The sequence below is a fragment of the Desulfurispirillum indicum S5 genome (assembly GCF_000177635.2).
Taxonomy (GTDB): Bacteria; Chrysiogenota; Chrysiogenetes; order Chrysiogenales; family Chrysiogenaceae; genus Desulfurispirillum; species Desulfurispirillum indicum.
Genome location: NC_014836.1, coordinates 579987 through 602161, shown reverse-complemented (window position 1 = coordinate 602161; position 22175 = coordinate 579987). Strand labels below are relative to the sequence as shown.

At 57.7% G+C, this 22175-nt stretch carries 22 protein-coding genes; 14 read left to right on the top strand and 8 right to left on the bottom strand.

Going from position 1 to position 22175, the window contains the following annotated elements; translation table 11 throughout:
- Positions 1-87: 87 nt before the first annotated feature.
- The 14 genes from SELIN_RS02855 (at position 88) to SELIN_RS13730 (ending at position 15490) form a co-directional block, all read left to right on the top strand.
- Positions 88-432 carry a hypothetical protein gene (locus SELIN_RS02855; protein WP_013505200.1) on the top strand — a complete coding sequence of 115 codons (345 nt, stop codon included), beginning with the start codon at positions 88-90 and terminating at the stop codon, positions 430-432.
- 183 nt (positions 433-615) lie between these two features.
- On the top strand, positions 616-1539 hold the full coding sequence (locus SELIN_RS13740) for a WbuC family cupin fold metalloprotein (protein ID WP_013505199.1): 924 nt from the start codon (positions 616-618) through the stop codon (positions 1537-1539).
- 2 nt (positions 1540-1541) lie between these two features.
- Complete coding sequence (gene tmk, locus SELIN_RS02845) at positions 1542-2168, top strand: dTMP kinase (RefSeq protein ID WP_013505198.1); 627 nt, start codon at positions 1542-1544, stop codon at positions 2166-2168.
- Complete coding sequence (locus SELIN_RS15315) at positions 2161-3087, top strand: hypothetical protein (protein ID WP_013505197.1); 927 nt, start codon at positions 2161-2163, stop codon at positions 3085-3087. Before tmk ends, SELIN_RS15315 begins: the two co-directional genes overlap by 8 nt.
- On the top strand, positions 3039-4349 hold the full coding sequence (locus tag SELIN_RS14460; RefSeq protein ID WP_264180148.1) for a PSP1 domain-containing protein: 1311 nt from the start codon (positions 3039-3041) through the stop codon (positions 4347-4349). The genes SELIN_RS15315 and SELIN_RS14460 overlap by 49 nt, the downstream gene beginning before the upstream one ends.
- A gap of 41 nt (positions 4350-4390) precedes the next feature.
- Entirely contained in the window at positions 4391-6280 is a 1890-nt protein-coding gene (gene metG, locus SELIN_RS02830; RefSeq protein WP_013505195.1) for a methionine--tRNA ligase, read from the top strand.
- Positions 6280-7071 (top strand): TatD family hydrolase, encoded by a 792-nt coding sequence (locus SELIN_RS02825; RefSeq protein ID WP_013505194.1) that lies wholly within the window; start codon positions 6280-6282, stop codon positions 7069-7071. The genes metG and SELIN_RS02825 overlap by 1 nt, the downstream gene beginning before the upstream one ends.
- Before the next feature lie 487 nt (positions 7072-7558).
- Positions 7559-8317, top strand: a complete 759-nt coding sequence (locus tag SELIN_RS02820; RefSeq protein ID WP_013505193.1) for a methylenetetrahydrofolate reductase — start codon at positions 7559-7561, stop codon at positions 8315-8317.
- Positions 8318-8340: 23 nt separating this feature from the next.
- Complete coding sequence (gene purE, locus SELIN_RS02815) at positions 8341-8844, top strand: 5-(carboxyamino)imidazole ribonucleotide mutase (RefSeq protein WP_013505192.1); 504 nt, start codon at positions 8341-8343, stop codon at positions 8842-8844.
- Positions 8841-9455: an L-threonylcarbamoyladenylate synthase gene (locus SELIN_RS02810; protein ID WP_013505191.1), complete on the top strand. Its 615-nt coding sequence runs from the start codon at positions 8841-8843 to the stop codon at positions 9453-9455. Before purE ends, SELIN_RS02810 begins: the two co-directional genes overlap by 4 nt.
- A gap of 263 nt (positions 9456-9718) precedes the next feature.
- The gene (miaB, locus tag SELIN_RS02805) at positions 9719-11044 is read left to right on the top strand and encodes a tRNA (N6-isopentenyl adenosine(37)-C2)-methylthiotransferase MiaB (protein ID WP_013505190.1); all 1326 of its coding nucleotides are present in this window, start codon (positions 9719-9721) and stop codon (positions 11042-11044) included.
- The gene (locus tag SELIN_RS13735) at positions 11034-12275 is read left to right on the top strand and encodes a bifunctional folylpolyglutamate synthase/dihydrofolate synthase (RefSeq protein WP_013505189.1); all 1242 of its coding nucleotides are present in this window, start codon (positions 11034-11036) and stop codon (positions 12273-12275) included. The genes miaB and SELIN_RS13735 overlap by 11 nt, the downstream gene beginning before the upstream one ends.
- Position 12276: 1 nt before the next feature.
- Positions 12277-14529, top strand: coding sequence for an LPS-assembly protein LptD (locus SELIN_RS02795; protein ID WP_013505188.1), 2253 nt, complete (start codon positions 12277-12279; stop codon positions 14527-14529).
- 295 nt (positions 14530-14824) lie between these two features.
- Positions 14825-15490: a helix-turn-helix domain-containing protein gene (locus SELIN_RS13730; RefSeq protein WP_013505187.1), complete on the top strand. Its 666-nt coding sequence runs from the start codon at positions 14825-14827 to the stop codon at positions 15488-15490.
- Between the two features lie 46 nt (positions 15491-15536).
- On the opposite strand, the gene SELIN_RS13725 is transcribed toward SELIN_RS13730, so the two are convergent.
- From SELIN_RS13725 to SELIN_RS02750, 8 genes are all read right to left on the bottom strand, one after another.
- On the bottom strand, positions 15537-16790 hold the full coding sequence (locus SELIN_RS13725) for an RsmB/NOP family class I SAM-dependent RNA methyltransferase (protein WP_013505186.1): 1254 nt from the start codon (positions 16788-16790) through the stop codon (positions 15537-15539).
- Positions 16787-17230: an RrF2 family transcriptional regulator gene (locus SELIN_RS02780; protein ID WP_013505185.1), complete on the bottom strand. Its 444-nt coding sequence runs from the start codon at positions 17228-17230 to the stop codon at positions 16787-16789. Before SELIN_RS02780 ends, SELIN_RS13725 begins: the two co-directional genes overlap by 4 nt.
- A gap of 64 nt (positions 17231-17294) precedes the next feature.
- Complete coding sequence (gene mreB, locus SELIN_RS02775) at positions 17295-18317, bottom strand: rod shape-determining protein (protein ID WP_013505184.1); 1023 nt, start codon at positions 18315-18317, stop codon at positions 17295-17297.
- A 188-nt stretch (positions 18318-18505) separates the two neighbouring features.
- The gene (locus tag SELIN_RS13720; protein WP_013505183.1) at positions 18506-18979 is read right to left on the bottom strand and encodes a DUF2628 domain-containing protein; all 474 of its coding nucleotides are present in this window, start codon (positions 18977-18979) and stop codon (positions 18506-18508) included.
- 9 nt (positions 18980-18988) lie between these two features.
- Positions 18989-19582: an RdgB/HAM1 family non-canonical purine NTP pyrophosphatase gene (rdgB, locus tag SELIN_RS02765; RefSeq protein ID WP_013505182.1), complete on the bottom strand. Its 594-nt coding sequence runs from the start codon at positions 19580-19582 to the stop codon at positions 18989-18991.
- A 4-nt stretch (positions 19583-19586) separates the two neighbouring features.
- Positions 19587-20321, bottom strand: a complete 735-nt coding sequence (gene rph, locus SELIN_RS02760) for a ribonuclease PH (protein WP_013505181.1) — start codon at positions 20319-20321, stop codon at positions 19587-19589.
- A gap of 53 nt (positions 20322-20374) precedes the next feature.
- Entirely contained in the window at positions 20375-21157 is a 783-nt protein-coding gene (gene murI, locus SELIN_RS02755; protein WP_013505180.1) for a glutamate racemase, read from the bottom strand.
- A complete protein-coding gene (locus SELIN_RS02750) occupies positions 21154-22173 on the bottom strand; it encodes an ATP-binding cassette domain-containing protein (RefSeq protein ID WP_013505179.1) in 1020 nt (339 codons plus the stop codon). Before SELIN_RS02750 ends, murI begins: the two co-directional genes overlap by 4 nt.
- Positions 22174-22175: the final 2 nt, after the last annotated feature.

The following is a 22175-nucleotide window of genomic DNA, read 5'->3' as shown; positions in this document are numbered from 1 at the left end:
AGAAAGACGCTCTCTTGGCCCGACCCTTGCATCCAGCCCTGACGGCAGTCAGGAAAGACTGCCGACTACTCTGGCTGGAGGAAAGCGATGACCATTGTAGACAAATCCAGGGCGGTATACCTGCTGCGTCAGGCCTGCGCCGAAGATGTCATACACTACCTTTCCGGTGTCTGCGACGAAGAATACCTCTTTCAGATCACCCGGGGCGAAACCCACCTCAGGGAGCAGCACGCCAAGATGATCAAACTCCTGGGAGACACCTACCATTTTCTCGACGAAATACTCATGCACCTTGCCGGCTACATGGGGTACCCCGCGCAACTTGACCAGTGGACAGATGCCGAACCCGTGGAAGCCATGGAGATAATTATACCGAATCTCTCCAAATCCCAATGGAAGCGACTGAAACTGGAGGAGATCTTCTCCCTCTAGGAATTGCCCCAAAAACTTCACCGCTTGTGACTTTTGATCCGCCCCGGCGGTAAAGCAGCAGCTGTTTCCTGCAGAACAGGAAACAGCTGCTGCTTTTTTCATGTCACGTTTTATGGTAAAAAGTACTTTTGCAGTATTGTGCCGCTGAATATCCTGTTTCTGACAGGTCAAAGGAAATATATCATGAAGCGTTTGGATTGCAGCCTCTTTCACTCCCTGGCCCAACGCGCCAGGGAAAACCCCCGCAAACAGCATATTGATGAGTTCCACAGCTCCACCGATGGAACCATCCGTCGCCTTCTGCATGCCCTCGAACCCGATGGCTATATTCGCCCCTTTGCCAGCCACGGCACCGACAAGATGCTGTTGTGCGTGCAGGGAAAATTCCTGGTGGCAACCTTCACGCCAGATAATACCATTGATGATATCAGTATTCTGGGAAGCGATCTGCACTGCCGGGGCGCGGAAATTCCCTCTGGCACTTTCCACAGCGTCCTGGCTCTGGAGCCATCCAGTATCCTCTATGAGTCCCACTACGGCAAACCTCAGCGCTTCACTGAAGCCCCCTGGGCCCCCGAACACTCCGACAGGGAAGGGGCAAAAGCCTTTCTGCAGCGAATCATCCTGGCCAATTCCCGGGAACAGGTGCTCTCACACCTGCTGAACCACGGAATGATGGAGCGCTACTACGACCACAAGACACCCACCAGAACCGCTGAAGAGGCAGCCGCCGCTCTGAATGTCAACGTGAGCCAGATCGCCAAGAGTATTGTCCTCAGCGACGACACAGCACAGTGCATTATCGTCGTACTCCCCGGTGACCGCAGAATCGACATGGGCAAAGTTCGCCAGCACTTCGGACATCGCTTCACCATGGCCTCGCCGGAGCGCACGCTGGCAGCCACCGGATTTCTGGCCGGTTCTGTCAGCCCCTTTGCTCTCCTGGGAGCACTTCCGATATACGCCGACATCTCCCTGAAGAGCCACCCGGAAATATTCCCCGCTGCCGGTGGAATCAATAATGGATTCCGCACCAGCTTTCACGAACTGACAACTCTCCTTGGCCTGCGCAAATGCGACTTTGCCAGGGACACACAGGGCGCATAACCATGAACGGACGCTTTATCAGCTTTGAAGGGCCGGACGGAGCCGGGAAAACCACCCAGCTCTCCCTGCTCTCCCGCTATCTGGATGACCGCGATATTCTGCACCACTGCACCCGCGAGCCCGGTGGCACACCTGGTGCCGAGGCTATCCGCAATCTGATTTTCGATTCCCGCCATAACCTGGTTCCCCGGGCAGAGCTGCTGTTGTTTGCCGCAGCCCGCGCCCAGCATGTTGAGGAGCGCATTATGCCTTTACTGGAGAAGGGCATCTGGGTGCTCTGCGATCGCTTCACTCTTTCCACCCTGGTATATCAGGGGTACGGGCGGGGTCTGGACCGGGAGCTGATTGGCCAGCTCAATGCCATTGCCACCTGTGGCCTGGCTCCCCATATGCAGCTGGTACTGGACGTGGAGGCGGAGGCTGGGCAAAATCGTGTTCAGCAGCGCCTGGAGAATAACAACAGCTTCGATGCCCTTTCGGAGGACTTTCACCGTCGGGTAGTTGCCGGCTTCCGGGAAGTGGCCTCCCACGATGCGCACTGTCGGCTGATTGATGGCTCCCGCAATCCTGAGCAGGTCCATGGATCCATAGTAGCAGCACTGCACGAAGGCGGATTGCTGGATGGCTGATACACCGCCCTATCTGGACCTCTATCAGCGTGAAATGGGCCGCCAGCGACCCCACCACGGCTACCTGGTGGGCAGCGGCGCCCCCCTGGCACTGGATTTCGCCACCTATTTTGTCAAGGGCCTCAACTGCCTTGATCCCCGGGGCGTGCAGCCGTGCGGCCAGTGCTACTGTTGTTTGCGTGAGTACATGGCAATCCGACACATTGAGCCGGAAAAGGGGCAGATTACCATTGATGATATTCGCGAAGGCAGCGACTTTCTGGAGTCCACCTCCGTGGATGGCAATTTCCGCTACAAGGCGCTGATTATCGAGCAGGCGGAGAAAATGACCTCCAGCGACGCCGTCAACCGGGTACAGGAGAACGCCCTGCTCAAAACCCTTGAAGAGCCCCCGGAAGGCAGCATCCTCTTCCTGCTTTCCGATGTCCCCTCCTTCTTCCTGCCCACGGTGCGTTCCCGGTTGGCGTATATCCACTTCCAGCCACTGATTCTGGAAGAGTACCGGCGTCATCTAATGGATTTACAATTTTCGGAAAATGAAATACAGTTGCTCCTTAAAGTTGCGGACACCAGCTGTACCAGCCGCGACGACCTGCAGTTCATCGTTCAGGCAGTGGCTCTGGCACGGGGCATCCTCGCGGGAACCCTTGATGAAAGCAGTATGCAGTATCTCATGGACAATGCCGACCAGTGGCAGCGAATTCTGCGTGTGTTTCACGTGTACTTTCGCGACGCCCTGGTTTTTGTGGAAACCGGAAAATATGACAAGGTGTATAAAATACTCCCATGCAGCCCTTACCGTATAATAGAAACTCTTCAGGATATCGCGAAGATTCGCCGGATCCTTTCGACGACGCACTCAAGCCCGAAATTTCAGATGCTGAGCTTGCTGAGCAAGCGGCGCTGCCGGATCGCATAAAGGTCGTCAGCGTCAAATTCCGCACCGCCGGAAAACTCTATGAATTCCTTCACAATGAATCACTGGAGCTGGCGGCCAACGACTACATTATCGTCTCCCTGGAAAAAGGCGTTGGTATCGCCACGGTTGTCCATCCTCCCTACATCACGGACCGCGACAAGGGTCGCGTCTACCGCCGGGTCGTGCGACGGGCCACCGAAGAGGATGTGGCCATGCACAAGGCCAACCTGGAGATGGAGAAGTACGCCTTTGAAACCGCCCTTCACCGCATCAAAAAACACAAACTTCCCATGAAGCTGGTGCGGGTGGAATACCTCTTCGACGCCACCAAGATCACTTTCTACTTCACCTCCGACGGACGAGTGGATTTCCGTGAACTGGTCAAGGATCTGGCCCAGGAATTCAAGACCCGCATTGAAATGCGTCAGATCGGCGTACGCGATGAAACCAAATTGCTGGGCGGCTTTGCCCCCTGTGGACGCACCTGCTGCTGCAGCACCTTCCTGCGCGACTTTGCCCCTGTTTCCATCCGCATGGCCAAAGAGCAAAACCTCAACCTCAGTCCTTCCAAGATATCCGGCCTGTGCGGCCGCCTCATGTGCTGTCTGGTTTATGAGCACTCCCAGTACGAACAGGCCCTGGAAGGCATGCCCACCATCGACTCCGAATACGATGATGGTCGCATCCGGGGAACCGTCAAAAAGCTCAACCCCCTCAAGCGTACCATCCTCGTCTACACCCATGATGGTAAGTACGAGGAGATCGACCTGACCGGGAAAATCCCCAAGTCCGGCGCAGGCTGTTCCCGCTGCCATGACGGCAAGAGTGCCTGCATGTGTGAACACAAGAAGGCACCGGCCATTGAAAAAGCACCTCCCGCCGATGAAGGGGACTCTCTGGCTGAACTGGCTTCGCTGCACCGCGAAAAGATGGCCAGCCTGGGTATAACCGAAGATCAGGCCTCGCCAAAAATCGCCCGCTCGCAGCCCCAGGAGCAGCAGCCCGGGCAGGAGCCCTCTGCTCCGCGCAGTCGCAAAAGGCGTTCTGGCAAAAGCAGCCGCCGCAGCAAGGATCGCCGTGAGAATAAAGGTGGCGAACGCACCGAGCAGCGGGAGAAAAAGTCCCCCACTGCGGCTACCGGTGGAGCCGACTCCGGCAGGAACCAGAACTTCTCCATCTCCCGCGCCGCTCCCCAGTGGAAAGAGCGTCGCAGTGGGACAGTTCACGATCACAGTAAAGGCGGAAACTCCGACCAGAAGTAGACTCGCGAACTGAGACGACTACTATTACAATGAGGTTCAGCATGTCCCAGACCTACTATGTCACCACGCCAATCTATTATGTTAATGACGTCCCCCACATAGGCCATGCCTATACCACCGTGGCCTGCGACGTGGCAGCCCGGTTTCAGCGCCTCATGGGACGCGACGTTATGTTCCTTACCGGCACTGACGAACACGGCATGAAGATAGAGCAGGCCGCCCGCAAGAACGGCGAGACCCCCATTGAGCTGGCCAATCGCGTGGTGAAGCGTTTCCAGGAACTGTGGACCACCCTGGATATCTCCCACGACGACTTTATCCGCACCACGGAGAAGCGCCACGAAATGGGAGTACACAAGCTCTTCCGCCAGCTGCGGGAGCAGGGTGACATTTACCTGGGCGAATACGAAGGCTGGTACTGCACTCCCTGTGAATCCTTCTGGACCGAGACCCAGGTGGGAGAAGCCATCAACTGCCCCGACTGCGGGCGCAGTGTGGACAAGCTCAAGGAGAAATCCTACTTCTTCCGCATGAGCAAATACGCTGAACCCTTGCTGGAACACATAAAAACCAACCCCGGCTTTATCCAGCCCGAAAGCCGACGCAACGAGATCATCCGCTTTATCGAAAGCGGCCTGCGCGACCTGTCCATCTCCCGCACCACCTTCGACTGGGGCATCAAAGTCCCCGATGATCCCGAGCACGTGATCTACGTCTGGTTCGACGCCCTCTCCAACTATATGACCGCCATCGGCTACGGCAGTGATGAGGAAAAGTGGCAACGCTACTGGCCCGCTTCCGCCCACGTCGTCGGCAAGGATATCCTGCGTTTCCACACGGTCTATTGGCCCACCTTTCTCATGGCCGCCGGCATTGAGCTGCCAAGGCAGGTCTTCGCCCATGGCTGGTGGACCGTGGAAGGCAAGAAGATGAGCAAGTCCCTCATGAACGCCGTGGATCCCAACATCCTCGTGGAGAAATTCGGCGTGGATCCCATCCGCTACTTCCTGCTGCGGGAAGTGCCCTTTGGCCTGGACGGTGACTTCAGCATGCAGGCCCTGGTGGGACGCATCAACAGCGACCTGGCCAACGACCTGGGCAACCTGCTCAGCCGCACCTCCGGCATGATGTTCCGCTACTTCGATGGCCTGACCCCCGCCTCCGGCCCCCTGCAGGAACGCGAACAGGCGCTGATTCAGGCCACAGGCGAGCGCATGGAGGGCTACCGTGCCGATATGGAGGTCATGGCCTTCAACCGCGCTCTCATGAAAATCTGGGAAATCGTAGGCAGCCTCAACAAGTACATAGTGGAAACCGAGCCCTGGGCCCTGCACAAGGCCGGCAAAACCACCGAGCTGCAGACCTCCCTGGCCACCACCGCCGAAGGCCTGCGCGTCATCGCCAACGCCGTCTATCCCTTTATGCCCTCCTCGTCCCGTAAAATTCTGCAGGCGCTGGGCTGTACCCTGGACGGCGACTTCAGCTTCAGCTTTGCCGCCAGCGGCTGCCATATGGAGCAGATGCCCGCCCTGTTCAGCCGGGTGGAAGAAGTGCCCGTGGTACAGGAAGAGTCCCCCGCCTCCCAGACTCCAGCCGAGTCGGAGCGCATCGAGTTCGACCAGTTCCTCAGCGTCTCCATACGGGCCGGCAAAGTGCTCACCTGCGAAAAGGTGCCCAAGTCCAGCAAACTGCTGCTGCTTTCCGTGGACCTGGGTGAAGGCACCCCCCGCACCATCGTCAGCGGCATCGCCCAGTCCTATAAACCCGAAGATCTGCCGGGCAGAACCGTACCCGTGGTAGCCAATCTCAAGCCCGCCAAAATCATGGGTATTGAATCCGATGGCATGATTCTGGCCGCCAAGAACCGCGCCAACCGCCACGAAATCCCCTTCCTCAGCGACGAGGTGGCCCCCGGCACGGAAATCCGCTGATGCAACTGGTGGACATCCATACCCACCTGGCCCTCAAGGACTACGCCTACGGAGCCAGTGTGGATGAACGAATCAAGCGCGCCCGCTCCAATGGAGTGGGCCGCATCATTACCGTGGGCACCGACGACGAAGATAACTTCACCAACCGCAACCTCTGCGAAACCTATCCTGAAGTCTTCATGAGCGTAGGCATCCACCCCTCGGAAAGCCAGGACGCCAAGGCCGTTGAGCGAAGCCTGCAAAGCTTCAGCGAACTGGTACGGTACCCCAGAACCGTTGCCATCGGCGAAACCGGACTCGACTACTACTGGACCCGTGACTTTATCAAGGACCAGCAGGAATCCTTCCACCACCACCTGCAGCTGGCACAGCAGCACGACCTGCCCGTCATGGTCCACAGCCGCGACGCCTTCGAAGATACCGCCGCCATCCTGCGCCAGTACTCCTGCCGCGGCGTCATCCACTGCTTCACCGGCACCTGCCAGGAAGCCGCCACCTACCTGGATATGGGATACCTTATCTCCCTGCCCGGAATCGTGAGCTTCCCCAAAGCCACCGCCATGCACGAAGTGGCCCGCTTCCTGCCCGCCGATCGTCTGCTGTGTGAAACCGACGCCCCCTACCTGGCCCCCGTTCCCCAGCGCGGCAAAGAGAATGAAAGTGCTCTGGTACTGCACGTCTACGAAGCCGTGGCCCGCCTGCGGGGAGTGGAAGTGGAAGAGCTGGCGCAGCAGATATGGGGGAATGCGGAGGGATTGTTTCGTTTTGAAAAACGAAGTAACTTTCAATAACCGTATCCAATTGCTTGAGTGGTTCTGCTCTCCTGCACTTCCTGCCACTTTTGACTCGCCAAAAGTGGCGCAAAAGCGACCCCCAGTGCTGTCCTTTTCAGCCGTTCGCTTGCCTGGAACTGGGGACCGCAAACAACCGCCCTCCGTGGCTTTTGGTTTGCGGTTGCCGCCCTCGTGGCGGCAACCCTGCGGGTCCATAGCGTTCCAGTCTGCGCGTCCTGGCTGGGCCAGCACACGGGGGAGAGACAGAAGCAGGCCGTTCCCCCCTGAGCCCGTCCGGTGAGTGCGACGCCTGGCTGGCAAGACCCACACGGGACACCTGCAGGAAGCGGTGGCACGATGGCTTCGCTCTTTTGCTCTTTCTTCGCGCCCTTCGCGGCTTGAGTGAGCGCAGCGAACGGGCGAGAGACATTGTCTTTCTTTGGGCCTTTGTGGGCTTTGTGTGAAACTCAGCTATTTTGCGCTGAATACCGTGAAAGGATATTACATGACCACCCTCCCCACCCGCATAGCCGTCGAACTGGTTCCCCGCAGCGATGAATCCCTGCAGGAGGAGCTGGCTGTTCTGGAGCAGTTTCCCGTCGTCACGGCGGTCAACATTCCCGATATCCTGCGCTTTGACATGCGCAGCTGGCAGGGATGCCGCCTGGTGCGCGGCCATGGGCTGGACGCCATCGCCCATATCCGCGCCATCGATATCCACCCCCGCAAGCCGCTGCCCATGGTGGAGTACCTGGTGGAGCACCGTATTGAGGAGGTGCTGGTTATCGCGGGGGATATTCCCCAGAACCACGCCCGCACCATCTACCCCTCCACCAGTGTGGATATCATCCGCAAGTTCAAGCGCGAAGCGCCCCATATCCGGGTATACGCGGCCATTGACCCTTACCGCCAGAGCTTTCGCGAAGAGATGGAGGATGTGCAGCACAAGCTGGACGTGGGGGCTGATGGGTTCTTTACCCAGCCCTTCTTCGACATGCGCCTGATGGAGCTGTACGGCGAGCTGCTGGAGGGGGAGCAGGTCTACTGGGGGGTGAGCCCGGTGCTGGCGGAGCGCTCCCAGCACTACTGGGAGACGCGCAACGCGGCGGTCTTCCCCCGCAGCTTTGAACCCACTATGAACTGGAACCTGGAATTCGCACGGCAGGCGCTGGATTTTGTTCACGCCACCGACGGATTTCATATATACTTCATGCCCATCAAAACCAATCTGAACAGCTACCTGCAGGGGATTTTCCCCCGCTGACATCACAACCAGGAGAAGAAGCGATGCAACATACGATCGGCGTTATCATGGGTTCCGACAATGACATGGAGATTATGAAAGAGGCGGTTACCACGCTGCGGGAATTTGGCCTGAAGGCGGAAGTTATTGTCAGCTCTGCCCACCGCACCCCCGAGCGCACCATTGAGTGGGCCAGAACCGCCCGCGAGCGCGGCCTGAAGGCTATCATCGTGGGTGCTGGTGCCGCAGCCCACCTGGCGGGAGTCGTCAGCGCCAAGACCACCCTGCCCGTTGTGGGTGTGCCCATTGACGCCACCTCCCTGGGCGGCCTGGACGCCCTGCTCTCCACCGTGCAGATGCCCGGTGGCGTACCCGTGGCATCCATGGCCATCGGCAAGGCTGGCGCCAAAAATGCCGGCATTTACGTAGCCATGATTATCGGCACCTTCGATCCTGAAGTCGCTGCCAAGCTGGATGCCTTTAAAAAGGACATGGCCGACAAGGTCATCGAGAAGTCCAGGCGCATTGAGCAGGAGTGGAACGTGTGAGCACCGTCCACACGGAATTCCTGGTTTTCAGCCAGCTGCTGCACATCGTCAAGACCGTCAAGGCCGAAAGCCTGCTGTGCTTTCCCACCGAAACCCTCTATGGCCTTGGTGGGCTGGCCACCAGCCAGAAAGTTGCCGACGAAGTCTTCCAGGTCAAGGGGCGCCCCCAGGGTGCTCCCTTACCGGTTTTGTTTGCCCACCGCCAGCAGGTGGAGCGCTACCTGGAGATTCCGGCGGAACTGGAGGTTCTGCTGGAGCATTTCTGGCCCGGACCACTGACCGTGGCCCTGACTGCCAGAGTTCCCTTCCCCAGCGGTGTACTGGACGGCAAAGGCCGGGTGGCGGCACGCATTACCTCCCACCGTCTGCTGAAAACCGTCATTGACTACGCCGGCCCCATGATCGCCACCAGCGCCAACCGCAGCGGCGAAGCCCCGGCCATGAGCGCCGAAGCGTGCCTGCACCTGCAGCCCGACGCCATCATCATGGACGACCCCAGCACCAGCAGTGTGCCTTCCACGGTCATTGGCTGGGACGACGGGGAGCTGCGGGTGTACCGGGAAGGGGTAATACCTGAGGCACAGTTGCGTGCCGTGTTCATAAAAAAATAAAGGGCATTTCTCACGCCCGTTCGCTGCGCTTACTCAAGACGCAAAGTTCGCCAAGGAGGAGAAGGAACTCTTCACGGTGAACAACGACAGAGAAGGACGCAGGGGAAATACAAGAAGACTTGATTTGGCTGACCATCTTCTTGGCGTTCTCTGCGGCTTTGCGAGAGAAGATTGTCTTTGTTTTGCCGCATGCCTTTCTTGGTGCCTTTGCGGACTTGGCGTGAGAGACTCTTCTCTTCTTTACATGCACTGACGAGGAATACATGACCCAGCGCGCTTTTATCAAAACCTACGGCTGCCAGATGAACTCCGGCGACTCCGAGCGCATTCGCGGCATTCTCGTGGCCCACGGCTACGAGATGGTCAGCGATGTGAAAGAGGCCGATCTGGCAATTTTCAATACTTGCAGTGTGCGTGAGAAGGCGGAGCAGAAGGTCTTCTCCGACATCGGGCGCCTGCGCGGTCAGAAGGAGCGCCACCCCGGCTTCAGGATCGCCCTGTGCGGCTGCATTCCCCAGGTACAGCGCGAGGGTATTCTGCGCAAAAATCCCCTGATCGATATCGTCTTCGGCGTGAACAATATCTCCGGTCTCATGGACTTTATCGCCGAGGCGCAGCAGGGCAAACGCACCTGCCGGGTGGAAGATGAGTTTTTCGAGAGCGAGTACGATATGCCCAGCCAGCGCGAAGATGCCATGAAGGCTTTCGTGACTATCATGAACGGCTGCGATAACTACTGTTCCTACTGCATCGTGCCCTATACCCGAGGGCGGGAGCGCTCCCGCTCGGCGCCTTCCATCCTGGCGGAAATCCGTCAGCTGGTGGACGATGGCGTACGGGAAGTCACCCTGCTGGGGCAGAATGTGAACTCTTATCGCTGGCAGGACAAGGCAGGGGCGCTGGTGGACTTTCCACAGCTCCTGCACCTGGTGCACGATATCCCCGAATTGCAGCGCATCCGTTTTGTCACCTCCCACCCCAAGGATTTCAGCGAAGCCATGATGGAAGCCATGGCCCTGCCCCGGGTGTGCAAATACCTCCACCTGCCCATCCAGGCTGGCTCCAACCGCATCCTGAAGCTGATGAACCGGGGCTATACCCGCGAGGAGTACCTGGCAAAGATCGCCCGGCTCAAGGAGCGGATTCCCGGCGTGGCTCTGTCTTCCGACTTCCTGGTGGGCTTTCCCGGCGAGACCGAGGAGGATTTCCTGCAGACCATGGATATCCTGGAGCAGGTGGAGTACAAGCAGATTTTCGGCTTTAACTACTCGGTGCGACCCGAGACCAAAGCCGCCACCATGGCTGATCAGGTGCCCTTTGAGGTGATGAACGAGCGCCTCAACCGCCTCTTTGCCGCCCAGCAGTCCATCTCCCACCGCCTGCAGCAGACCTACCTGGGCACCACCCTGGGGGTGCTGGTGGAGGGCGCTTCAAAAAATAATCCCGCCATGCTGGCAGGGCGCACCGACTTCAATACCATTGTTCACTTTGCTGGTGGTGCGGAGCTGATCGGCAGGCTGGTGGATGTCCATATCAACGAAACCCGTGAGTTTACCCTGTACGGCGAGGTGCTTGCCCATGCCCACTGACATGAATCACTATCTGGAGCAGCTGCTCAAGCGCACCGAAGGCCACGTGAAACTGGGCCTGGAAAACACCACCCGCGCCATGGCCCTCTTCGGCAATCCCCACCACCAGTACCGCAGCATCCTGGTGGCGGGCAGCAACGGCAAGGGAACCACGTCTGCCTACATCCATCGCGGCCTGCAGCTGGCAGGCTATAAAACCGGCCTCTTCAGCTCGCCCCATGTTGTGCGCCTCAATGAACGCATCAGCATTGGCGGCAGGCCCATCGAGGACGAAGAGCTGCGCCAGCTGCTGGAGGAGACCTTCGAGGCCTGCGAGAACAACCAGGTTCACCTGACCTTCTTCGAGATGATGACGGTGGTGGGTGCCCGCTACTACGCCCGCCACCAGTGCGATATCGCCGTCATTGAAGTGGGACTGGGCGGTCGCCTGGACTCCACCAACGTGCACCCCAACTTCGCCTCCATCGTCACCACCATCGCCCTGGAGCATGTGGCCATTCTGGGAAAAGACATCGAGACTATTGCCAAAGAGAAGCTGGCCATTCTCAAGGAGAAGACCCTACTGGTAACCGATGCCAGCGCGGCCTGGGGAGAGCTGGCCAGGCAGAAGGCCACTGATACGAAATCACAGCTGGTGGATGCATCCGCCTGGCAGCTGCCCGAAACTGTGGGTGCTGCCCTCAGCTACCCCTATTTCGAGGAGAACTTTCGCCTGGCTGCGGCCTTTCTGGCCGCCATGGACATCACCGATACAAACCTGCTGGAGGAAGTGGCCCGTACCCGGGTTTTCGGCCGCATGCAGCCCTTCTGCTACCGGGGCAATCCGGCCCTCATGGACAGCGCCCACAACCCCCCGGCCCTGGAAAAGATGGGTTCCCATATTCTGGAACACGCCCGCCGTGGCGGACACAAAACCGTGCTGATCACCACCCTGCTGGCAGACCGCGAGCTGGACCCCATCACCAAAGCCTTCTGGGAGTCCTTTGACATCATCGTGCTCTTCCCCCTGAAGCACCATCGCGGCCGCAAGACCTTCCAGGAGCTCTTCTCCCTGGTGTCCCACCTGGACCACAGCCGCGTCATGGTTGTCCAGGGCCCCATGAAGGGTATCTCCATGGTGGACAACATCCTGGCCGAAGGGAAACATTACTCCCTGGTTATCACCGGATCCATCTACCTGCTGGGCGAAATCCTGCCCCTGCTTGAACCTCATATGGCCTGGGAGTGCTGAGGTGCGACACTGGCAATTCTGCCTGGTGGTCGTCCTTCTCTGGAGTACTCCGCTCTGGGCCACGCAGCAGACCATCACCCTGCATGCCGACTCCATGAACTACAACGAGGCCACTGGCGATATGCACGCCTGGGGATCTGTGGAAATGATTTCGCCGCTCTACCATATCCAGGCGGATGAGATCTTCCTCAATCAGGCAAACCACACGGCCCTGCTCCGGGGGAATGTCGTCGTGCGAAGCAAAGAGGTGTCTGAACTCCTGGAGGGCGCAGGTGAACAGGTTCTCGAAGCCGACGAGATAACCCTGGACACCCGCGAGTTCACTGGCAGTGCCAGCTGCTCAGTGCTCTTCTTCAGCGAGCGACATACCCTGACCAGCCGGGAGCTGCGGAAAACCGGGCCTGCCACTTACGAGGTGCAGGACAGTGTCTACAGCGCCTGCCGTGGTGATGCCATTTCATGGGCATTCCGCATGCGCAGCGCCACCGTTACCAGTGAGGAGTATCTGCAGGCCCGGGGAGTCACCTTCAGCCTCTCGGGCGTTCCTCTGCTCTACGTCCCCTATATGATTTACCCCGTCAAGAATCAGCGACAGTCCGGCTTTCTCGTGCCATCCTTCAGCAGCGGCAACACCACGGGGCTGGGCATTCACAACACCTACTACCACACCCTGGATGACCAGTCCGATATCTCCGTCTTTGCCAACGTGCATACGCGCACTGGACTGCTCTACGGGGGAGAATACCGTTACCGCGACTCTGCCCATGGCGATGCTTTCTTCTCCCACCGGCGCATCAGCGAAAACAACACCACCGTGGACGATCCCGATCGTTTCCGAACCTACGCCACCTACGGGATACAGACTGACCACTGGAAATTCAACCTCCAGTACGACCGCGTTTCCGATATGGACTTTGTCAAGGATTACCTGAAAGACGAACAGGCCATCGACGGAGAGTTTCATCTCTTCGACAATCACCGCTACTGGAGCCATATTGCCCTGACCCACGAGACGCCACGGCTGGCCACAACCATCCTGGTGGATCAGAAGCAGCAGTACCGCCGCTTGCCGGGAAATCGCATGGGCGAAGTCTCCGTCGCCAGGGAACCCGAAATCTCGCTGGTCCTGGGACGTATCGGCGACCAGTGGCAACTGGGTGGCAATCTGCGCACGGGACAGGTGGAGAAGGATCAGATCACCCGCGACTACGACCTGATTGCCGCTGACTCCGGTGTACGCAGCTACGATTACTTCGACCGCTATCGCTCCCGCTACGTCTATACGGGCAGCCAGGAGCGCGTACGCTCCATGCAGTACGCCAACCTCAGCGCCTTTGTGGCCAAGCCCGTTCACAGTCAGTACTGGGCCATGGAAGCCCGCATCGGCATCCGGGCCGATGCGATACGGGAGATGGAGCAGGATGGACTCCCCACAGCCTTTTTCTCCCTGGATGAGCAGAAAACCAATGCCCCCTGGTACCGCCAGGATGAAGACGGGTTCGCCTACCTCCTGCCCTTTGCCCAGGCCCGCTTCAACACCGTGGAGCCCGCCGCCACCTTTGGACAGCTGCGCCACTCCATACGCCTGGAAGCAGACTTTGACTCTGTGGGTGAATCTGGCCGAACGGGTTCCGATCGCGACCTGCTCCCATTTTTCAGCGCCCAGCCCCTGGGCTATCGCCTCTATGACGACACACAGACCACCGTGCTCTTTGTACCCCGCCTGGTCAACACCCTGCGTTACGGGCGCGCCACCATGACCCACAGCCTCTCCCAGGCCTTCGCACCCACCAACTCTGTGGAAAAGCGCAGCGGCGACATGGTCAGCGATACCAGCCTGGGCTTCGGAGGATTCCATACCACCTGGCAGGTTCTCTACGACCCCCATGAAGATGAGGCCCTGCGTCAGCGGCTGCGTCTTGGCTACACCATTGCGGATGCCCTGACCCTCTCCACGGACCACCAGTATACTCGCTATCGCAATGCTGCCAGAAACGAGCCCGGATTTGATTACAATACCCTCGCCCTGACCCTCACAGCGATTCCCCGTTGGACGCTCAGTGCAGAGTACGAGTACACGGCCCAGGAAGAGCACTTTCAGGACTCCATCCGCAAACTGGATCCGGCCCGTGGAAGCCTGAGCGCCCTGTACGAAAACGACTGCTTCTACTGGGTCATACGCTACAGCGAAGACTATACCCGTGGCGATGAGGTGGACAGCAGCATCTATTTCGGCTTCGGCCTGCGCACCTGAGCGCAACCTGTCACACCGCCGCCATATTGTTTCAACCCACGACCGCCACTCTATACCGCAACACCATCCCTTATTGGGGCTCAGCGTCATGTTACGTAATATTTTTTTTTGAGAGAACTAATTATCCTTGGGTATTACCCCGCTTTGTGATATAGAAGTAACAATTGCGTGTGACACTCAGAAGAGTCCCGAGCGCTTCGTGATACATAGCGAATAGTGGAACAAGAGATTTTTCTGTAACATACCGCCAGCAGTAGCCGCTGGAGAAAATACGAAGAAAGTGGTGCGGACTTCCATGAATATTTCTGAGATCATCGGCAGGAAAATACGCATTATACGCAAAAGTAAACGCTTGTCTTCCGAGAAGCTCGGAGAAGCGGTCGGAATCGAGGGCTCCTATGTGCGCCAGATCGAGACCGGAAAGCGCAAACTCAATCTGATCATCCTGGAGCGACTGGCCAGTGCCCTTGAGGTTAACATCGCCGCGCTCTTTGACCCACAACTGCCTGTCGAAAAGAAGGATATCCCTGCGGAAGAGCGGCTTGACCTTATCAATCTCCCTGTGTTCGAAGGCGTCAACCAGGTCAGCGGTTCCATCTTTGAGGAGCGCTCCGCCGTTGACTACCTGCCCGTATCCCAGGTGCTTGTCTCCTCCATACCCAACCCCAAGGAAACGGCGGTCTGGGTCAAGGTAAACGACGAAAGCATGCTGCCACTGCTTAACCGGGGCGACCTGGTACTGCTCAACCGCATCTCTTCACTGCCGGTTCCCGATGGCACGCCGCTGCTGGCCGTCATGAATGAAGATATTTTCCTGGGCAGGATCTACAGCAACAAAGGCATTGTCCTGCTGGCATCCATGGATCTGAGCGGGCAATCCATCATGCTGCCCAATAATCTGGAAGAAGATCAGAGCCTGAGCCTGTTCCAGATTCTCTGGAAAATGCAGAAGCTCTCCTGACAGAGACATCAACTTCACAAAAAGCCGCTCTCCGGAGCGGCTTTTTTTATGGTTGCTGCCGCTCAATGAAGCTGAAATAAAAGCCATCCAGACCATGGGCAGCGGGATTCAGAAAAAAGCCATGGGGGGTGATCTCCAGGGAGTCTGCCAGCAGGTGACGGCAACTGGCGTCAACATCCTCGAGGCCGACTGATGGGCGCAGAACACGTGCCCGTGACTCCTGGGCACAGAACCAGGCAACCACACCATCGTTTTCCCGGTCGAATACGGAGCAGGTGGCATAGCACAGGACCCCACCGGGTCTGAGCAGGTGAAAAGTCCGGGCCAGCAGCGCCCGCTGAGTCACCAGCAGCTCCTCCAGTCCCTGGGGTGTCCGCAGAAACTTTCCCTCCGGATGCTTGGTGAAGGTGCCACTGGCGGTGCAGGGAACATCCAGATAGAGGCGATCAAAACTCTCGTCCGCAAAAGGCGGACTCATACCGTCACCGCAGATCAGATGGGGCCTCGGCAAACCAAGGCGCTCCGCCTCGGCATACATTGTCCCAAGTCTTTTCACAGAAATATCGCACCCGGTCAGTGAGCGAGGATCTAGCTCCTGCAACAGAAAGAACTTTGCCCCAGGCGCGCACCCCATGTCGAGGACATCGTGCCCGGACCCCACCCCCAGGTGCAGCACCGACAGAAAACCGCCCGGCGATATCACCGCCGCTCCCTGACGCAGATCATCCTGAACAGTGGCAGCGCGTCGCAGATATCGGCCATTGCGCACAAAGGTTTTCTGGGGTTGATTCAGGCCCTCCAGAATGGATGCATAGTCCCCACGGGAAACGCGCAGCTCTTCAACGATCCACCGGGGCACGCTGAAGCGTTCGCTGAGGTGACGATCCGTATCTTTACCGTGATAGATGAAATGCTCAAGGGGCTTGCGGTAGCGCGTCACATTGCGCAGCACGCCATTGACAAAACTTTTCTGCCCATCGTGAGCACAAAGCCCGTTCGCTTCGTCCACCACCGTATAATCAGGGTCCTGCAGAAAGTAGATACGGTACACTGAAAGCACCAGGAGAGCTTTGACAAATGGCTCCAGCTCCCGCAACGGACGGTCACAGGAAGCCTTCAGGATGGATTCAAGTAAAAGGAGCTGACGAAAAGCGCCACTCACCATCTCCCTGAAGTTTCCCCGCTGTTCAGGCGGAAGTTTTCCCAGTACGGCTTTGATGGAAAAAGGCTGAGCGGAGAAAAAGGCGGTCAGTATTCCGGCCGTTTCTCGCAGATAGACCTTGGCGGAAGCGGCACTCACGATAATGCCTTCACCCGCTGCAACGCCTCAAGCTGCTCATCATCGAAAGTCAGCCCCGCCAGCTTCACGGATTTCAGGCGCGCATTGAAATCCCGCTGAATATCACAGAAAAACCGCGATATGCGGCAGATGGGCTGCAGCTGACAGAACGAGGCGTCCTCCAGGCAGGTGTTGATGCTGTGGTCAGCACTCATGGAGACCAGGACATCGTACACGCTGATCTCTTCCGGTGGGTGGGCAAGGCTCAGTCCCCCATATTTCCCGGTTTTTGACGCGACCAAGCCGTGACGCTTCAGCATCTGAATGACTTTGATCACGACGGGCTTGGTGAGATTCAGCTTCTGACATATTTCCGAAACCTTGACACGTTCCTGCTTATTGGCCAGGTAGACGGCAATACGCAGGGCGTAGTCGGTTTCCTTGCGAATGAAAGTAGACACAGAACCTCCGTGGCGTGCGCCGGAAAGTGGGAATTCGGACAGACAGGACAGAGAGCGCCGGGAGTCAGTTCACAAAGACATCCCGATAGGTCGCCATATCCTCAAGGGCCCAGCCGGTGCCCCGCACCACGCTGGTCAGTGGATCATCGGCGATGATGACATTGACGCCGGTAACCTTTTCCACATAGACATTGAGGTTACGCAACAGCGCGCCGCCACCGGTGATAACGATCCCATAATCGGCCACGTCGGAGATAAGTTCGGGGCTCGTCTTCTCCAGAGCGCGGAAGACGGTCTTCATGATGACATCCACCGGTTCGCGAATGGCTTCGCGAATTTCCTGACTGCTGATCTCCTTGGAAGCGGGTATGCCCGTCTCCACGCTGCGTCCTTTGACGGTATAGGTGAGCTCCTGCTCCAGGGGATAGGCACTCCCGATGGCGATTTTCACCTGCTCGGCAAGGTTTTCACCCACCAGCAGGTTATGCTCCAGGCGCAGATACCGGATAATGGCCTCGTTGATCTCATCGCCGGCCACCCGCATGCTTTCAGAGTAGGCAATGCCGCCAAGGCTGATCACTGCCACCTCGGTGGTGCCTCCACCAATATCCACAATCATGCTGCCCGTGGGTTCGGATATGGGAAGTCCTGCACCGATAGCCGCGGCCATAGGCTCTTCAATGAGAAAGCACTCACGGGCTCCAGACTGTTCGGCAGCATCAATAACCGCCCGTTTCTCGACGGAAGTAATGCCAGCAGGCACACAGATGATCATGCGCGGGTGCACCAGGTGGGCGCGATTATAGGCTGCCTCCAGCATCTTGCGCATCATCTTGTTGGTGACATCGAAGTTGGCAATAACCCCATCCTTCAAGGGCCGGATGACTTCAATTTCCTTATTGGTACGGCCGAGCATGCGCTTGGCCTCCATGCCCCAGGCGATGACTTCTCCCGTGTAACGATCAATGGCAACGACACTTGGCTCATTCAGTACAATACCTTTTCCACGGCAGAAAATGAGCGAATTGGCCGTTCCGAGATCCATGGCAATGTCTTTGGAGAAAAACCTCTTGAAAAGCCTGAGCATGGCAAGACCCTTTTGAAGTAGTGTGTTCCTGATTTTTTGCACATTTGAGGCAATGCGTCAACAGGAAAGAACCTTCGCAGCGGCCATGAAGTCCGCTCCAGAGCAAAAAAGCCACAGTCTCCCCAAAACTGGTGGACGGCGAAAACCTGAACAGAACCTCTACAGAAGAGCGCGCTGCGGCAGTTTCACTACATTCCTCCTGCCAGCAAAGCCATCAGCGCGCTCAACAGGGCAATGCCCGCAAGCAGGAGAATCAGCACCACCACCCAGTTATGGTAGCCGCCAAGCTGGCGCATGTTGGACTTCACCTCGACAAAGGTCTGGCTGCCAAAGCCGGCCACCTGCAGATCATCGGTGAATTTCTTTAAATAAAGGTACTTGGCGCTGATCCCCGCCGCAACCATCACCAGCAGATTCAGACCGACCATGCCGGTAATCACATTGACAAGAAAAAACACCGCCGCCCACAGGTACAGCTTGCGGTAGAGGAAATAGGCCCAACTGAAAAAGAAAGCCCACCAGCTCCAGGTCGGTTTGAAAATCAACTGTCCATTGACCAGCATCTTTTCAAGGGCTCCCATGAAGAGCGGCACCTTCTCAGGCTTCTGGCAGTGCTGCCCGATCAGCTCCTGAAGTTCCGTTTTACTGGCGTTCCGTAACACTTCTCCTCCTCAGACAGGTTGCTGCACAGTCTGCAGAAATTGCTTCAACGCCACTATAGCTTTGTAACGATGGGAAATACGATTCTTCACTTCCTTGGGAAGGCTGCCGAAGCTCTCCTCAAAACCCGTGGGCTGGAAGAGGGGGTCATAGCCGAAACCACCTTCGCCCCGGGGTGCCCGCAAGACAACGCCCTCGCAGAAGCCTTCCACAGTGTGGCTCTGCTGGTCATCCACATAGGCGATAGCGCATGCAAAGCGCCCACGCCGATCCTCCACCTCGCTCAGCGCGTCCAGGAGTTTACGGTTATTGTCATCATCGTCACAGTGATCGCCGGCATAACGGGCCGAGTAGACGCCGGGAGCTCCACCGAGAGCATCCACGCAGATACCGCTGTCATCGGCAATGGCCGGAAGCCCGGAGTAGAGGTGCGCTGAGCGCGCTTTTTTCAGGGCGTTTTCCACAAAAGTACTGCCATCCTCCTCCACATCGGGGATGTTGATTTCAAGCTCTTCGGGAGAGTACACCTCAACCCCGATATCTCGCAGGATCTCACGGAGTTCTATCAGTTTTTTGCGATTCTTTGATGCCAGGATGATCTTCATAGTGCTACTCCAGGTGCTGTCTGATTTGGGCACTCAACTGTTCGAACTGCAGGGCGCTGATCTGTCCGATACCATCCAGCGCCAGTTCCAGCAGAATATCGTGATCTTTGCGGGAGAAGGGACGACTCTCGCCGGTCCCCTGAATCTCCACAAACTCCCCTTTTCCCGTCGCCACCACGTTCATATCCACCATGGCCTGGCTGTCTTCCAGATAATCCAGATCGGCAAGCGGCCAGTTGTTGAATATGCCGACACTGATAGCTGCCACCGTGCTGCGAAGAGGGGACTCACCGATCATGCCCGCCGCGAGCATCGAATCCACGGCGTCAGCCAGAGCAATAAAGGCTCCGTTCACGGAAGCGCAGCGGGTTCCCCCGTCAGCCTGCAGCACGTCACAGTCAATGGTAATAGTGTAGCCGCTCATGGCGTGCAGATCGATGATGCTGCGCAGCGAACGCCCAATCAGGCGCTGAATTTCCATGGTGCGCCCGGAGGGCCGCCCCTGCTGGGATTCCCGGCGATTACGCACATCGGTGGCGCGGGGCAGCATGGAGTACTCAGCCGTTACCCAGCCGCTGTCCTTGCCGATCAGAAAGCGGGGAACCGTCTTCTGAACCGTGGCGTTGCACAGCACGATGGTCTCGCCCATGGCAATCAGCACGCTGCCTTCGGCGTATTTGGTGTAATTTCTCGTGATCGTGATCGGTCGCAGCTCGTGGGGAGCCCTCTGAGTTCGCATGTATATCCTTTCAAAATAACATTTCACCGTGCAGCCGAGATTTCAGCAGGTCATCAGAGATCGATGTGCTCAATGCTCCCCACGGACTCACCCAGAAAACTGCTGGCAATTTCCGCAAAACGCTGTGAAGTATCGGTCATATAGTAGGTTGTCGTCCCCAGCGTTCCCAGCGTTCCCGGGGCAGGTACTCCAGTCAGGCCGACAATGGTCCGCGCGGTCTCTTCCGCCGAGTCCACCTGGGTAACCCCCGGCAGCACGCGGGCGATATCTTCCTTCAGCATGGGGTAGTGGGTACATCCCAGCACCAGGGTATCCACCTGGCCACGCAGCTGGCCAAGATAGCGCTGCAGAATCAGGTGAGCCACATCAGTGCCACACCAGTTTTCCTCCACCAGGGGCACCAGCATGGGGCAGGCGATCTCACGGACATCGGCATCGGGAAGATAGTGCTGGATAGTCGAGCGGTACTGACCGCTCTGCACCGTAGCACTGGTACCAATCACTGCGATGCGACCACTGCGACTCAGGGCAACCGTCGCCTGGGCACCCGGTTCAATCACGCCAATCACGGGAATGTCGTAGCGTGCACGTATTTCATGGAGCCCATAGGCCGTAGCCGTATTACAGGCAATCACCAGTAAATCGATTCCCTTACGGTAAAGGAAGTCACCTACCTGCAGAGAGTAGCGCAAAACGGTCTCCCGCGACTTCGTCCCATAGGGAACCCGTGCCGTATCACCCAGGTAGAGAATATCAAAGGTGGGGAGGGCGCGGCGGATGGCTTTGAGTACGGTGATTCCACCCACACCGGAATCAAATATGCCGATGGTTTTCACGAGTCCATGGCCCCCATGAGGTGCATGCGGGCTGTGGGAATATTCAGCATGAGCTCCTGGTGAATATCCAGGGGCTCAAAGGAGTTGACCACAAACTCTTCACCCAGCTGCCCCATCAGCTCAACCCGAAAGGCCGTGCGCCGGAAGGAGCACTGCTTCACCTGAACCGGTATAGCCAGGCAGCCAGGCGCGTTATGGGTACTGAGGGTGGGGGCTTCAGGGCGGAACATGATCGTATAGGGGCGCTTCTCCTGAACGCGACACCGAGTTGGCGGATAGCTGATGGGATAGCCGTAGGGCAGCTGCAGATGATTCTGCTCAACACCGACAGCGCTGATATAGTTCACCTCGCCCGTGCGCTCGGCACCAAGGCGAGTGCGGGGATGGTAGTACAGCGCTTCGGGAGCTCCGGCCTCCACAAAATCGGCATCGTCGACGACAATCAGCTCGTCGCTGCCTTCCATGGCCGCACGGGAGCAGCCGGTAAAGTGAAGAATCAGACTCCCCAGTGGAGTCAGGGCCTCCTTGAGAACCTGCAGACAGTACAGCCCCTCCGCAAAACCCAGACGATCCACAGGGTTTTCCAGCAAGAGAACCTGGGGTTTGCGGGTCAGTGCCCGTGCCATGCTCACCCGTTGCAGTACTCCCAGATCGAGCTTCCTGCAGGAACGATGAACATAGTTGCCAAGGCCCATCAGATCTGCGGCTTCCAGGGCAATCCGGCGTTCTGCCGAACGAAAGAGCATGATGTTTTCCATAACCGTCTGTTCCATATCAAAGATCGGCTCGGAAGTAATGGTGATCATCCCGCGTTTTGAGGGGTGGAATCCGGTGATATCGCGGCCACCAAAGACTATTCTCCCGGAAGCAGGAGCCTGCAGACCGGCAATGGTTCGAAATAACTCTGGTGCACCAGAGTCATCATCACCCAAAAGGCTGTAGAAAAGACCTTTCCTGAAGGTAAAGTCGCATTCATTCTGGGCACCGTCTATGACGATTCCTTTAAGATGGAGCATGA

What these genes read in the sequence shown, in the direction of transcription:
- SELIN_RS02855 (WP_013505200.1), top strand. Translation starts at nt 88, where the DNA reads ATGACCATTGTAGACAAATCCAGGGCGGTATACCTGCTGCGTCAGGCC.
- SELIN_RS13740 (WP_013505199.1), top strand. Translation starts at nt 616, where the DNA reads ATGAAGCGTTTGGATTGCAGCCTCTTTCACTCCCTGGCCCAACGCGCC.
- tmk (WP_013505198.1), top strand. Translation starts at nt 1,542, where the DNA reads ATGAACGGACGCTTTATCAGCTTTGAAGGGCCGGACGGAGCCGGGAAA.
- SELIN_RS15315 (WP_013505197.1), top strand. Translation starts at nt 2,161, where the DNA reads ATGGCTGATACACCGCCCTATCTGGACCTCTATCAGCGTGAAATGGGC.
- metG (WP_013505195.1), top strand. Translation starts at nt 4,391, where the DNA reads ATGTCCCAGACCTACTATGTCACCACGCCAATCTATTATGTTAATGAC.
- SELIN_RS02825 (WP_013505194.1), top strand. Translation starts at nt 6,280, where the DNA reads ATGCAACTGGTGGACATCCATACCCACCTGGCCCTCAAGGACTACGCC.
- SELIN_RS02820 (WP_013505193.1), top strand. Translation starts at nt 7,559, where the DNA reads ATGACCACCCTCCCCACCCGCATAGCCGTCGAACTGGTTCCCCGCAGC.
- purE (WP_013505192.1), top strand. Translation starts at nt 8,341, where the DNA reads ATGCAACATACGATCGGCGTTATCATGGGTTCCGACAATGACATGGAG.
- miaB (WP_013505190.1), top strand. Translation starts at nt 9,719, where the DNA reads ATGACCCAGCGCGCTTTTATCAAAACCTACGGCTGCCAGATGAACTCC.
- SELIN_RS13735 (WP_013505189.1), top strand. Translation starts at nt 11,034, where the DNA reads ATGCCCACTGACATGAATCACTATCTGGAGCAGCTGCTCAAGCGCACC.
- SELIN_RS13730 (WP_013505187.1), top strand. Translation starts at nt 14,825, where the DNA reads ATGAATATTTCTGAGATCATCGGCAGGAAAATACGCATTATACGCAAA.
- mreB (WP_013505184.1), bottom strand. Translation starts at nt 18,317, where the DNA reads ATGCTCAGGCTTTTCAAGAGGTTTTTCTCCAAAGACATTGCCATGGAT.
- rdgB (WP_013505182.1), bottom strand. Translation starts at nt 19,582, where the DNA reads ATGAAGATCATCCTGGCATCAAAGAATCGCAAAAAACTGATAGAACTC.
- rph (WP_013505181.1), bottom strand. Translation starts at nt 20,321, where the DNA reads ATGCGAACTCAGAGGGCTCCCCACGAGCTGCGACCGATCACGATCACG.
- SELIN_RS02750 (WP_013505179.1), bottom strand. Translation starts at nt 22,173, where the DNA reads ATGCTCCATCTTAAAGGAATCGTCATAGACGGTGCCCAGAATGAATGC.